This window comes from Sphingobacterium thalpophilum, assembly GCF_901482695.1.
GTDB classification, from domain to species: domain Bacteria; phylum Bacteroidota; class Bacteroidia; order Sphingobacteriales; family Sphingobacteriaceae; genus Sphingobacterium; species Sphingobacterium thalpophilum.
The window spans coordinates 1,816,060-1,829,816 of the sequence record NZ_LR590484.1; the positions used below are offsets into that span (position 1 = coordinate 1,816,060).

11 protein-coding genes and 1 tRNA gene are annotated in these 13,757 nt (G+C 44.6%); 6 read left to right on the forward strand and 6 right to left on the reverse strand.

All coding sequences use genetic code 11. The features are described from left to right. The first annotated feature begins 38 nt into the window (after positions 1 to 38). From FGL37_RS07775 to FGL37_RS07785, 3 genes are all read left to right on the forward strand, one after another. A complete protein-coding gene (locus tag FGL37_RS07775) occupies positions 39 to 3,242 on the forward strand; it encodes a S41 family peptidase (protein ID WP_028071152.1) in 3,204 nt (1,067 codons plus the stop codon). Between the two features lie 165 nt (positions 3,243 to 3,407). Continuing rightward, positions 3,408 to 3,480: transfer RNA gene (locus FGL37_RS07780), tRNA-Lys, on the forward strand. A 141-nt stretch (positions 3,481 to 3,621) separates the two neighbouring features. Further along, positions 3,622 to 4,086 (forward strand): response regulator, encoded by a 465-nt coding sequence (locus FGL37_RS07785; RefSeq protein WP_028071153.1) that lies wholly within the window; start codon positions 3,622 to 3,624, stop codon positions 4,084 to 4,086. 23 nt (positions 4,087 to 4,109) lie between these two features. Here the strand turns inward: FGL37_RS07785 and FGL37_RS07790 are convergent, their stop codons facing one another. The 5 genes from FGL37_RS07790 to FGL37_RS07810 all read right to left on the reverse strand — a co-directional run bounded on the left by FGL37_RS07790 (position 4,110) and on the right by FGL37_RS07810 (position 10,497). After that, positions 4,110 to 5,195 carry a sensor histidine kinase gene (locus FGL37_RS07790; protein ID WP_028071154.1) on the reverse strand — a complete coding sequence of 362 codons (1,086 nt, stop codon included), beginning with the start codon at positions 5,193 to 5,195 and terminating at the stop codon, positions 4,110 to 4,112. Between the two features lie 77 nt (positions 5,196 to 5,272). Further along, complete coding sequence (locus FGL37_RS07795; protein ID WP_028071155.1) at positions 5,273 to 7,426, reverse strand: sensor histidine kinase; 2,154 nt, start codon at positions 7,424 to 7,426, stop codon at positions 5,273 to 5,275. Positions 7,427 to 7,434: 8 nt separating this feature from the next. Beyond that, the gene (locus FGL37_RS07800) at positions 7,435 to 8,199 is read right to left on the reverse strand and encodes a methyltransferase domain-containing protein (protein WP_028071156.1); all 765 of its coding nucleotides are present in this window, start codon (positions 8,197 to 8,199) and stop codon (positions 7,435 to 7,437) included. After that, a complete protein-coding gene (locus FGL37_RS07805; RefSeq protein ID WP_028071157.1) occupies positions 8,199 to 9,008 on the reverse strand; it encodes a hypothetical protein in 810 nt (269 codons plus the stop codon). The genes FGL37_RS07800 and FGL37_RS07805 overlap by 1 nt, the downstream gene beginning before the upstream one ends. 151 nt (positions 9,009 to 9,159) lie before the next feature. After that, positions 9,160 to 10,497: a metal-dependent hydrolase family protein gene (locus tag FGL37_RS07810; RefSeq protein ID WP_028071158.1), complete on the reverse strand. Its 1,338-nt coding sequence runs from the start codon at positions 10,495 to 10,497 to the stop codon at positions 9,160 to 9,162. A 210-nt stretch (positions 10,498 to 10,707) separates the two neighbouring features. On the opposite strand from FGL37_RS07810, the gene FGL37_RS07815 reads away from it, so the two are divergent. The 3 genes from FGL37_RS07815 (at position 10,708) to FGL37_RS07825 (ending at position 12,935) form a co-directional block, all read left to right on the forward strand. Then, entirely contained in the window at positions 10,708 to 11,844 is a 1,137-nt protein-coding gene (locus FGL37_RS07815; RefSeq protein WP_160169523.1) for an SH3 domain-containing protein, read from the forward strand. 139 nt (positions 11,845 to 11,983) lie between these two features. Then, a complete protein-coding gene (locus FGL37_RS07820; protein ID WP_028071160.1) occupies positions 11,984 to 12,460 on the forward strand; it encodes a hypothetical protein in 477 nt (158 codons plus the stop codon). 10 nt (positions 12,461 to 12,470) lie between these two features. Beyond that, positions 12,471 to 12,935: a hypothetical protein gene (locus FGL37_RS07825; protein WP_197734462.1), complete on the forward strand. Its 465-nt coding sequence runs from the start codon at positions 12,471 to 12,473 to the stop codon at positions 12,933 to 12,935. A gap of 29 nt (positions 12,936 to 12,964) precedes the next feature. Here the strand turns inward: FGL37_RS07825 and FGL37_RS07830 are convergent, their stop codons facing one another. After that, entirely contained in the window at positions 12,965 to 13,714 is a 750-nt protein-coding gene (locus FGL37_RS07830; protein ID WP_028071161.1) for a LytR/AlgR family response regulator transcription factor, read from the reverse strand. Between the last annotated feature and the right edge of the window lie 43 nt (positions 13,715 to 13,757).

The following is a 13,757-nucleotide window of genomic DNA, read 5'->3' on the forward strand; positions in this document are numbered from 1 at the left end:
CTTTGTATAAGGCAAACAATTATTAGCCTCCTGGATATATGATTAAAAGATTGTTTTTAAGTACAGTTCTGGCCTATGGCGGAGCTGCCTATGTTGTTGCCCAGCAACCAACATTTTTGTCCCACCCTACATTGACACCAGATGGTAAAGAAATGGTCTTCAGTTATGAAGGAGATCTGTGGAAAGTAGATAGTCAGGGTGGTATTGCCGTGCGTTTAACTGGAATGGAAGGAAATGAGATTAACCCGCGGATTTCGCCCGATGGCAAGTGGTTAGCATTTTCAGGAAATCAGAACGGCAATATGGATGTTTATGTCATGCCATTGGCCGGTGGAGATATACGACAGTTGACCGCACACGATGCTTCAGACGAAGTCGACAGCTGGAGCTGGGACAGTCAGACACTGTTTTTCACGTCTACGCGATACAATCGTATGGGAGCCTACCAGCTGCCTTTGACGGGAGGCACAGCTACCCGATTATTTCCGCATTTTTTTAACTATATCAGCGGTGTCGTGCCTACGCCTGGTGGAGAGCTGTTGTTCAATGATAGCTGGGAAGGTTACAGTTCGGCCAATCGCAAGCGCTATAAAGGTGCATTCAATCCCGATATACATGCCTACAACCCCAAGACCAAAGCATTTCAGCAGTATACAGATTACATTGGCAAAGACCTATGGCCTACCGTTGATCAAAAAGGTAATGTATATTACGTTTCGGATGAGAACAACGGGGAATACAACCTATACCAGCTGAATGGCACAACAAGCACAGCGCTCACAAGTTTTTCCGAAGCCATAAAACGCCCATTTGTGGCAGCAAACGGCGAAAAGATCGCCTTTGAAAAAGGATATCAGCTTTACTTGTATGACGTCCGCACTAAGAAAACGGTACAGCCCAATATTTCATTAAATCGTAATCAGGTGCTGGGTAAGCTGAAAGAGTTTAATATTTCTGGTAATATCAGCGACTTTGATGTATCGCCGGACGGCAAGAAAATCGCATTTGTGTCGCGCGGAGAGCTGTTTGTTGCAGACAGTGAAGGTAAATTTGTTCGGCAGATGCCAGGGCAGGGAGAGCGTGTGATGGAGGTGAGATGGCTTAAAGACAGCAGAACCTTGTTGTACAGCCAAACCTTCCAGGGTTATCAGAACTGGTTCTCACGAACAGCAGACGGTCAAGGCGACGTCAAACAGCTGACTCACGATCAACGCAACAATCGCGACATTAGCTTTAATGCAGACCGGACAAAGGCAGTGTACCTCAGCGGCCGCGACGAAGTCCGTACCATGGATCTGAGCAGTTTAAAGAGCCAGACTATTGTTAAAGATGAAATTTGGGCATTCCAAAACTCTAAGCCAACTTTTTCACCAGACGGTAATTATCTGTTATTTACAGCTATCCGTAATTTCGAACAGGATATCTTCGTTCATAATCTAAAAAACGGGCAGACATCCAATCTGACCAACACCGGGGTTTCGGAGACTAGTCCCTACTGGTCTCCCGACGGCAAGTATATTTATTTTGCCAGTAATCGCACAAAGCCTTCTTATCCTACAGGCATGCAAAACTCCAGTATTTTCCGTATGGCGCTGAGCAATTTTGATCAGCCCTATCGCAGTACGAAATTCGATGAGCTATTTAGTCAGCCGGCAGTGAAAAAAGACACCTCTACGAAGAAGGAAAATCCTCGAAAAAGAGAAAACACTAGTAAGGATAAAAATAAGACAATTTCCGATAAGGAAAAACAGAGTTCTCCCATCGCCGAAGCGAAGAAAGCAGTCGTTGTACAGCTTGATCTAGAAGGATTGCGCGACCGTATCGAACAAGTGAGTCCAACATCTGGAACACAATACAGCCCCATGGTTATTCAAAAAGGTGATAAATCCTATGTGTTCTATTCTTCAGACCACGAGGGTAAATTCAGCACATACCGTACAGTTTATGAACCTTTTGCGACCTCAAAAACAGAAAAGGTGAACGAAGGAGGCATGGGGCAGGTACTGGAGGCTGCGGGCAAATACTTTGTTTTGAACCGTGGCGTTATCCAGAAGTATAATCTGGAGATGAACAAGCTGGACGCGATCAACATGAGTTACAAGTTCAATAAAGATCTGGAGAAAGAATTTAACCAGATGTTTTATGAAACTTGGGCTAATTTGGAGGAGAATTACTATGATAGTACTTTCCACGGTGTAGATTGGACTGCTATTAAAAAGAAATATGAGAAATATCTGCCTGGCATCAACGACCGGAATGATCTTCGCATTCTCTTAAACGATATGCTTGGCGAGCTAAACTCATCTCATTTGGGGTTCAGTTCAGCAGGAGCGGAAGAGCGGAAAGCATTTGGCTTTGTCACCAATGAAATTGGTGTGGAATACGATAGTCAGAACCCGCTTAAAATTAGCCATATTCTACCCAACGGGCCTGCCGCCAAGACAGGAGTAGATATTAAGGAAGGCGATATCCTGTTGGCAGTGAATGGTGTTAAGTTGGATGCCGCATTGGACAGGGATAGCTATTTTACATGGCCTTCGTTAGAAGAGGAGGTTCAGCTTACCTTAAGCCGCAATGGCAAACATATTCAGACACATGTACGCCCGATATCGAGCACCGCGTTCAGGGAGCTGATTTATGATCAGTGGATAAAGGATAATCGAAGCCGTGTCGATCAGCTCAGCAACAACAAAATAGCCTATTCGCACATGAAAAATATGTCGGGTGGCGAATTACAGCGTTTCCTCATCGATATGGCTGAACAGGAAAATAATAAACAGGGCATTATTTTGGACCTGCGTTATAATACCGGCGGCAACGTTCATGATGAAGTTTTACGCTTTTTGTCACAGCGTCCATATCTACAGTGGCAATACCGTGGCGGTAAGCGGGCACCGCAAAGCAACTTTGCTCCCGCAGCTAAGCCTATTGTGTTATTGATCAACGAGCAGTCGCTAAGCGATGCGGAGATGACCGCAGCAGGATTCAAAGCGCTCAAGTTGGGTAAAATTATTGGTAATGAAACCTATCGCTGGATTATTTTCACTTCGGGCAAAGGACTGGTCGATGGCTCTTTCTATCGCCTCCCTGCTTGGGGATGCTATACATTGGACGGACAGGATCTGGAACAAACCGGTGTAGCACCTGATATTTTCGTCAAAAACACGGTTCAGGATAGGATGGAGAATAAAGATCCGCAACTAGAAAGAGCAGTTAAAGAAATTTTAAACGATCTGAAATAATATCAAGTCACAGGATAGAGCGACAATATTGTCGCTCTATCTTCCCTTTCTTCGATTCTGACGAAGGTATGTCGGCGAGAACCATTACGATGTCATAAAAGTGAAAAAAATACATTCTTATACTTGACATTTTCTCCGGTGAGCCTTACATTTGATCTATCGAATGACTTCGTAGCTCAGTTGGTAGAGCAACAGACTCTTAATCTGTGGGTCCTGAGTTCGAGCCTCAGCGGGGTCACTTGTTAAAAAGCCGTTTTACAGGAGTAGGACGGTTTTTTTATTAGAACAGCTCCTGCAGTTCATGATCATGAAAAACTCGAATTGAATAGTGAATGCAGCTATTTTATTCCGTAAATTTGTATATCAAACACGAAAACTTATGGAAGACAGGAAGATTTCGGTATTGTATGTTGATGACGAAGAAAACAATTTGTTTTCCTTTAAAGCGACATTCCGATTAAAATACAAAGTGTTTACAGCGATTAGCGGAGCGGAAGCAATTGCTATCGTAAAAAGTAACCCGATACATGTTATCATTACAGATCAACGTATGCCGGAGATGACAGGGGTGCAATTCTTGGAAGAGATCATTAAAATGGACGCGGCACCAATGCGGATTCTATTGACGGGATATACAGATATGGCCGCGGTAGTGGATGCTGTCAATAAGGGAAAGATATTTCATTACCTCAATAAGCCCTGGAACGAAGCGGAGCTCGATCAAACCATTCAGCGGGCTTATGAAGTCTATGCCGAACGGCAGAAAATCGTGGAGACAAACGCAAAGCTCGAGTCTTCCAATGACCAATTGGAGTTTATGCTGCGTCAAAAGTTGCTTTCTTAACGCCTATATTTGGACAGCAGAGATTATTTTCCTGGTATGGTGACTGTAAACGTGGTGCCCGCATTGGGGTGCGATTGTACATCAATAGTCCCTTGAAGCTTGAGCAAAGCATTTTGTACGTTGTATAAACCGAATCCCATTCCCTTGGCTTGGTCGCTTGCCCTAAAAAATAGCTTAAAGATATCATCGATATGTTCTGGCGAAATGCCAATGCCATTGTCACGGACAACGATCCTCGCCAGGCGGTTGGATACTTCGACTGAAAGGCTGACGAATTGGTCCGCGCGGCCCTTATGTTGATACTTAAAGGCGTTGGATAATAGATTATGGAGAATAAGTTCCAGAACAGCTTTGTCGCATCGGAAGTTTTCCGTTTGTTCGACACAGATATTAAATGCGACCTCTTTATTTTGCGTATACATCTTATAAAACTCCTTCACACTGTCAAAAAGCTCTTCAAAATTGATGTCAGACAACAGCAGTTCACCTCTGCGCAGCAAATAGTAATCGCGCAGGCTGTCTATATACGCATCTAGGCTGACCAGCGAGCTGTCCATCAAATTCAGCAACTCGTGGATCTGATTGATATCATCAAACTCCAGCCCTAGTTTGACTGCCGACAGTACGCCCGTTAACGGATCGCGCAGGTCATGACTTACACTGTACGCAAATTTATCAAGCTCGTCGTAAGCCCGTTGGAGCTCTTGGTTTTTAGTTTCCAATAAGGAGCTGGCTACATAGAATTTATTGGCTTCCTCGATGGCTGAAATAATTTCTTCGGTCTCCCAGGGTTTGCGAACAAATCGAAAGATGTGCCCCTTATTGATCGCGTCTATCACGGTATTCATATCGGCATATGCTGTCAGTAAGATCCGGATCGGCTTTGGAAAAACACCCTTAATACGATGGAGAAACTCGATACCCTGTTCTTCAGGCATACGTTGGTCGCAAAAGATAATACGTATATGCGGATTGGAACGAAGTATAGCTTCCGCTTCGGCAGTATTCGATGCGGTGTGGATGATGTAATTGTACCTAAAGTTTGCTTTGAAACCCACAAGGTTGTTCAACTCATCATCAATATAAAGTATTTCAAGTTCCTTCTGCATAATTCTATAGTCTGGTTCCCTCTCCAAAATGACTGAATTTAGTGATATTTTTTTGCACTACACAAATTTCATTCGAATCAGTTCTTTTGCTCCACTGGAATGTTTAAAATGAAGGTCGAACCCTGCCCTAATTCTGATTCAACTATTATTTTACCATGGTGCTTGGCGATCGTATTATAGGCTATTGACATACCCAGCCCCGTTCCTTCACCGACATCCTTGGTTGTAAAAAAAGGTTCAAAAATCCTGTCGTGTATTTCCGGCGGGATACCAATCCCGTTATCGCCGATTTTCACAAAAATAGAAAAACGGTCTTCAGCGATCCCTGTTTCCACCCATAATTTACCTCCATCGCGGCCATTAAATTTTTTGTTGATCGCGTAAATGGCATTGGTGATTATATTTAAAAACACCTGATTAAGCTTACCTGCATGGCACTCGACCTTGGGCAGCTCTCCATAGCGCTTTTCTACAGCAATTGAGTTATCGATCAGACTGTTCAATATGATCATGGTAGATTCAATGCCTTCATTGATATCGGCAAATTGTAACGTATCTTCATCCACACGCGAAAAGATGCGTAAACTTTTGACAATTTCTGCAGTACGATGCGCCCCGTCATGCATTCCCTTTAGCAGAAAATCTACTTCAGTCTTCAAATAATCAATGTCCAGATCCTCTTTAAACTTCTTGATCTGCACCTGCTTCTCATTATCCGTAAGGTCTGTATTAAAAGCGATTCGCTCAACTTCGGCAAGGGTTTCCCATATCATCTTGATATCTCTTTTCAATGGGGCTACGTTAGAAGAAACAAAGTTTATAGGGTTATTGATCTCATGGGCAACGCCGGCGGTAAGCTGGCCTAAAGATGCCATTTTTTCGGCGGCTACGAGTTGGGACTGTGCTTCTTTCAGTTGTGTCAATGTCGTCTGCAATGATGTGTTGGACTCTTTCAGCTCACGGGTACGCTCGCTGACTTTTTGTTCAAGGACAAGATTCTGTTGCCGGATGAGCTGCTCATTTTCCAGTGAAATAGCCAAGGCTTGAGCCTGCGATGTTTCCTTCTCCTGTTTCAGGATGTTAATCCGGTAAGCAAGGCCGAAAGAGAGCAGTGCCATTTCAATAACTGATGCAATCTGTACTGCATTACCCGTAAAATTATTGTACTCCAGCAGACTATAGTCCTTAAGTAAAAATATGATCGAACCCAGCAGCAGTACTGTCCATCCGTAGACAAAGAATTTTGCGGGTTTAAAGCCATTTATCATAATCCGGTAGGATATATAAAGAACAAATAGCGAACCGACCCCCGTCGTCGCTTGCATGACAAAGAAAGCGAACTGAGTGAGATGGCTTAAGGCCAGGATACCCCCGCAAGAAAACAGACCGATAAAGATCAAGATGATGCGCCGGGACCGCAACGCGTTGCTCGAGAACTGAAGAAATGCGTCGGCAAAAAGCAATGCACTGAGGCCCGAGAGGCACCCGAAAATAATAGGTCCTCTTGTGGCCAGATAAGGCCAGCTGGGCCATAGATACTGAAAACTGTAGCCTTCGATACCCATCTGGGTAACCCCTGCACAAACTATATAAAGCACGTAATAGAGATAGGCTTTGTCACGCACAGAGAAAAACAGAAAAAGATTATATATCGCCATAATAAAGACGATCCCCATATAGATTCCACTGATAAGGCTTTCACTATTCATTTGAGACATGAATCTATGCTCATCGGTGAGGTAAATCGGAAGGATAATCTGTTCTGTGCTTTTGATGCGAAGGAAGAGAACAGTTTCAGACTGTTTTGGCAGATGTATATCAAAGACATATTGGGGCACCTTATATTTTCGGGCAGAAAAAGGGCGATGCTCACCCAGTGCTGAAGACTGATAGGTCCCATCAGCACTGGGACTGTATAGTTCCACCTCATCCAATAAAGGATAGGCGATTTCCAGTAAAAGGTCAAGGTCTCGCTCCGAACTGTTTTTAATCGGAAAACGTAGCCATACAGCGGATGTCGACGTCCCTAGATTAGGCACATCCGCGTCGAGCGGAACGAAAGCTGAGGAAGCCAAAATCGCCGAAAATGACGAATTTTCCACACCAATGTAGCGTTCTAAATGGCGCCCGGCCAGCAGACGCTTTCCCTGCTGATCAATGGTAAGCTGCGCAAGCACCGGCCTCCAGCAGGTGACAACAATAAGACATAGAAAGACCAACCACCGCTTCATCGTTATCGCTATTTCTTTGCCTCCGCAATGACTAAATTCATCGAAACTAAAAAGCAGCCGCACTCATCGGCCCTGTCAAGAGCCCGTTGAAAATCGTCGAGTTCGGATTGACTTAATTTTCCTTTATCAAACATCTCCAGGAGGATTTTATCTAAATACAGATAGCGGTTCGCCTCTTCTCTCGATCGGGAGACCATACAGGACGTCTGCAATCGCACCTCTTGAAATCCATGCGCTAGAAGATCTGCCGTAAGCTTGTTGCCTGCCCAGCCATTATTGACCTTTTCTTCTGTTAGATAATGACCTATTTTAGCCTCGATACCGACCTGATTGGTATATAGCGTCAGGCTATTCCAAATGGTCTCTACGATCACAATAGGTTGTCCGGGACGCAGTATGCGGTATACCTCCTGAAACATTTTGTCAGGAGCAGTGAGGTGTTGCACCACACGTTCCATCCGCACACCGTCGATGCTTTCATTTTCAAAATCGAGCTGGTACACTTCCCCTTGCACGAAACTGACATTACCGATATCCTTACTGCTAGATTTTGCATGCTCAATTAGCGCCTCGTCGTGATCCACTCCAACGACACGCACTTCACTGCCCAGCATCTGAGCAAGGTTGATGGCATCCATTCCCGTTCCGCAGCCCAAATCGGCGATTACACCTGTTTTGATGTTGTTAAAAGGGGAATAGGACTGTATTTTTAATTGTTTTAGAAAATCTGCGGTATCTTGTAAATAACCGGCACCATAATGTTTCTTATCCATCACAAAATATTTAAATGACGATGATCTATTGTGAGATCTGTCGACGTATGTTTCAGATTTTTGATCACTTCTGCCAGATTCCAGCGTTCAAGATTAGGAATATCGATCTGATAATGGATTTCAATTTCTTTCTTCCGCAGGGTCTCGATACGGACGATATCAGAATTTTGGCGCAGCGATAGAATGGCTTCTTTATTTTCCTGATCCGCCTCTGTTAAGGTATCCAGGTTGTTCATGATCATGACCGTTGCCAACAAATCCAGTTTGGGGTAATAGAAGGTCCCATTGTTGCCAACGCTGGTATCTATTCGATAACCCACACTTTCGGCGAGTTTTACCGTGTAGGGAGCACATAAGGCAAACAAAGACTTGATGCCAAGCTGAGTGCTTATGGCTGCCCCCGCCCGCGTCAAGAAGATACTGCCAATACCATAGCCTGCAATCTCACGGGAGTTCCAGAGGCCGCAACCTTCGCCGGTACCTTGTTGTGCATAGTCGTATACGAGGTCATAAATACGGGCGTCCATAGCACCTGTAGCCTGCTCTATTGGCAAAGCTTCGCTACCGCCAGCCACATGGATGCGGACGCCACCATATACTTTTTCTCCGTCCAGGGATTCGACGATAAGGACGAATGATGCTGGATTGTACATCCATTCATTTTTGGATGAAGTAACCTTCTTGACTCCTATGGCCGTCAGTACATGAGCATGCCCCTCTATAAAACGTTCACAGGTTTGAGGATCATCAATTGCACGAAATGCTCTCAGCCGGACAACTGGACGGCCGTCGTTGAATAATAATGCCACCGAAATGATTTATTTGTCGTTCAAACACAAAACTAATCAATAAAACCCAAAGCTGTTTACGGCCTAAGTAAATAAAAAGCCATTAAACGGTTGCCGCCTTATTCGTATATGGCCCTAAAGATAGCACATCACATATTCGTGCGAAGGTCACTTATTGTCGAGTCTGCAAAATGTTTTTAAAAATCTGGCCATCTTTGACAATAAGCAGGAAGTTTTTGTTGGGGTCTGCCAAAAGCTTTAGATCTTTGAGCGGATCTCCATCAACCAGAAGCATGTCCGCCATAGCTCCTTCTTCAATCACACCGAGCTTACCGGGATACGGGCTGCGGAGTCCCGCCAGCTGTAACAAGGCTGCATTGTCCTGTGTGACCATTTTAATAATTTCGGCGTTGGTAAACCATTTTTGAAGCCGGAGCAAAAATGAGTTTTGCTGTTCATTTAAGTCGGGTTCAAAAAGGAAATCCGTTCCCCAAGCCAGCTTAACACCATATTTTTTTGCCATCGGCCATACTTTTGTCTGGCCCTCAATCACTGGCCTACGTTTGATGCGGCGTTGTGGATCCATATCAGGGGTATCTTCTACCAGGTTTTGCAGGCTGAGCCAGACGCCTTTTTCGGCCAGCAGCCGTATGGTTTCTTCGTCCAGCAATTGGCCATGTTCTACACATCTGACACCTGCTTCGACAGCTCGTCGCACGGCTCTTGCCGTATAGGCGTGCACAGTGACATAGGTGCCCCAGTCCTCCGCCGCTTCTACCGCGGCCTTCATTTCATCAAGGGTATATTGGGTCACATCTACTGGATCATAGGCAGAAGAAGTGCCGCCCCCGGCCATTAGTTTAATTTGGCTCGCGCCAAAGCGGAGATTTTCACGGACGGCCGTCAATACTTCATCGCGGCCATCGGCAATAAAAGTGGCCCCATATCTTTCCGCTCTTGACACGATGCCGAAAAATCGACGCGATTTCTCTTCCGGCGTCCTAAAATCACCATGGCCAGCGGTTTGGCTTATCGTCGCGCCCGATGGCCAGATCCGTGGTCCAGCGAGTTTGCCCTTGTCGATCGCAGATTTTAGCGGAAATATAGGTCCACCGACGTCACGGACACTGGTAAATCCCCGCAGCAACATTTTCTGTGCCGATTGTCCCACTCTCTCGAGCAGAAACTCTTCGGAGAGATCGCTTGTCATCATCTGGGGCATCGTCAATGCCCCAAAAACCAAATGCACATGCGCGTCGATTAAGCCCGGAATCAAAGTTTTTCCTCTGGCGTCAATCTTAAACAGATTCTCGTCTGGAAGGCTAATAGGAGAATCGCTGATCTTTTCGATCAGATTGCCCCGAATGAGTACATGCCGTGGCCCAGTAAGTGACTGTGAAGAGTGATCGATGAGTTTGACATCTTGCAGCAGCAGAAGCTTTTGTTGTGCTTCTACAGCATGAAGGCTGAGCGCAACGTAAATGATGGTAAATATATGGCGTAAATACATAAGCGAAGCGATAATTCATTTCGTAAACAATGGGTGATAAAGATTAAGCTAATAATGAATTATTTGCCTCGCTTCATCTAATTAAGGTTAACTAATAAATTGACGTTTTGTTTTTCAGCGGATAGATTAAAAAACAAAACAATTTTATAAAATAGGCAATAACCCCTGAATACCAGTATTTTTTTTGGCATGGGAATCGCTATTTTCACAATGATGAAAAAACTGCCTTTTTTACCGATTCGGATGATCCTGAGCGTAGCTGTTTTGGCTGGGCTATCCTGCTCCTGTGGCAATCCGGCAAAAAATACGCAAGTTCGCCAAAGAGATTCGGCGCAGTCTGCTATTCTTTCTGCCAGAGATACTGTGGCAGCACCGGAATTTCCGGCATTACCGATCAATTATGACCAGACCACGGTGCTTAAAAACGTGTATGTCATAGACCGCGAAGGAGCCGTGCTGCGTCAGGGAGCAGATCAGAAGGCTCCCGCGCTCGGAAGATACCCTTATGGTACAAAGCTGGACGTTATTGGCGAAGAGGGTGATTGGATAGCGGTGATGGATCGCATCCAGCGTAGTCAGAAAGAAGCCGACGGACAGACCATTGAGGTTACGAGATGGGAAAAGGTCTATGTGGCAAAGGCGAAGCTTGGCACGCAGGATAAGATCAAACTTTCGCCCAAAGATCTGAATCTTATTCTACTACAGAAGGTCGGTGATAAGGAAAATTATTATGAAAAGGGACAGCCCTTGGACAAGTATCTGCACTTGGAGCTGATAGACGAACAAACCTTCCAGGCTGCTAAACGTACCGCGCAGGATGAAATGCTGAAGGATACGCTTTCCTATAAAAAGACGGGAATGACCTTGGATTTACCCTTAAAAAACGGTAGACGGTTGACCTTTACTGATCATGACATAGACAACGAGCTTCACGCCAGATACGATTATATGGGACATTACGATTTTCTGAATGCCTATGCGGTAAGCGGCAGTTATTGGGAGAGTGGAGATGTGCGGCTCTTTGATCGAAACGATGGCCATCTGATCGTAGAATGTGGCGATTATCCGCATTTCTCGACAGACAAAAAATACTTGATGACCCTGCATGCCGATCCGTACGAAACGACAGGAGACCTGCAGCTCTTCCACGTGAAACAAGGTAAGATTGCACCCATGCTTTTTTTTAGCTTTAAGTGCTGGATGCCGGCGGGAGAGGAAGATCTCACTTTTTGGGGCAGGGATGGACATATTTACGCAGCAGTCAATCATATCGATGCCTACTGGACCGAGAAGGGATTCTTGAGTGATAGATACCAGTTTCTTCGGATCAAGGTACTCGAACCTTAAAAGATAGGGCCTTTGGTGCAGTCCAGAAAGACTATGATTGCTTAATAAAACGAGGAGGTTTTTCTGTTTTGGGTAAAACTATTCTGTGGGCTGCCTGTTGTATTCCGTAAAATAGATTATAAGTTTGTAATTTAGTCAGATGAAACTAAAAACACGATTAATGTTTGTCCTTTTATGCTGTGCAGTCACACTGGCGAACGCGCAGGATCAGTCGTGGAAGGAACATAATAAATGGATCTGGGGTCCTTCAGTCGGGTACCAGTACCAAAGTGGAAATTTTCTGAAAGTTTCAGGCTGGGGTTTGTTCGCGCCCAATGATTTCCAATACATGAAAATTGATGCCGGAGCCAATTTCAGCTGGATGGAGAATCAAACGACCGTAATACCCGAGGTCAGCTTTACCTATTACCTCAACGACTTTGTATTGTTTCCCTTTGTAAAGGCCGAATTGACTCCCTATACCATCACGCCTAAGGTCGGTGCCAGCTTATTTTCAATTCTGGATCTGGGGATAGGTTATGGATTTGACTATAACACCAAGAAGGATTTCAAGCCGCTCGATGGAATTACGGTATCCGTGGGGGTCAACATCCCTCTGAATTTTCATATTTATTAAACCTTGAGTGATGCGAAACAAGAGTGTTTATTGGCTGTGTTGTATCGTGATATATTTTGCTTTTGGCGGCAAAGCGAAAGCGCAGGATTATCTGGTCGGTCCGACGCTGAGCTACCAGTTTCAAAAAGGAAGTATCGTTAAAACGGGCGCCTACTTCGCATTTCCTTTTTCGGGGGATCATATTATTCGGGCAGATGCTACAGCCAATTTCACCTGGACACAAAGTAAATTTGCCGTAATTCCCGAAGGAGCATTGTCATACTATCCCCAAACGTACGTGTTGACACCTTTTGTCCGTGCCGAGCTGACTCCCTATACGCTGACACCGAAAGTTGGTGTGAGCCTGGCCACTTTGCTGGATCTGGATTTCGGCTATGGTTTTTCCATCAAAAAGAAAACGGATTATCAGCCGATAAAAGGCTTTGCAGTGTCGCTGCGGTTTAGCATCCCATTAAACTATCGGCTCAATCTATAATAGCATGGGGTAGGGCGTGTGTTTTTCCCTTATTTATCTAACCATTTTTTGAAGGCGGCGACCTTTTCCCGTGATACAATAAGGTCCTCGGACCCATAATGGTGAAGGAAAACTTTTAATCTAGCGTTGGAATGGACGGCTATCTTTTTGATGGCATCAAAATGAATAATAGCGCTACGGTTGATCCTGAAAAAGTCAGTGGGCGACAGTTGCATCTCCAGCGCGTCAAGACTTTGGTCCAAAAGATAATTTCCGTTTTCCGACGTATAGACATATGTTCCCTTGTTCTCGCTATAGATACATTCGACTTGTTTCGTTGTGACAACTTTTAGAAACTGGCCTATCCGGATGGTAAACCGTTCTTTATACATCGCCCCACCTCTGCTAAAGAAGGATTCGAGCGCTCTTAAGTCCATTTGCTGAACAGGTTTTCGAAATTGAATAAATTTCTCGATAGCATTTTTGAGTTCGGTATCATCAATTGGCTTTAGAAGATAATCAATGCTGTTCTGTTTAAAGGCACGCAACATATAATCATCATAAGATGTTGTGAAAATAATTGCCGCGGCAGGTTTTACCTGCTCAAGAATATCGAATGAAATTCCGTCGGCAAGCTGAATGTCCATCAGGATCAGGTCAGGATCTGCATTTTTGGCAAACCACTTAACGGACTCTTCCACCGTCTGCAATGTAGCGAGGACAGTATAGCCCAAATGTTCCAGTTTGCGCCGCAGTAATCTTGCCGAAGGCAATTCATCCTCAATAATTAATATTCTCATAAAAAGCGGTATTTCAAATAAAAAATGAATCCTCAATTTCGGA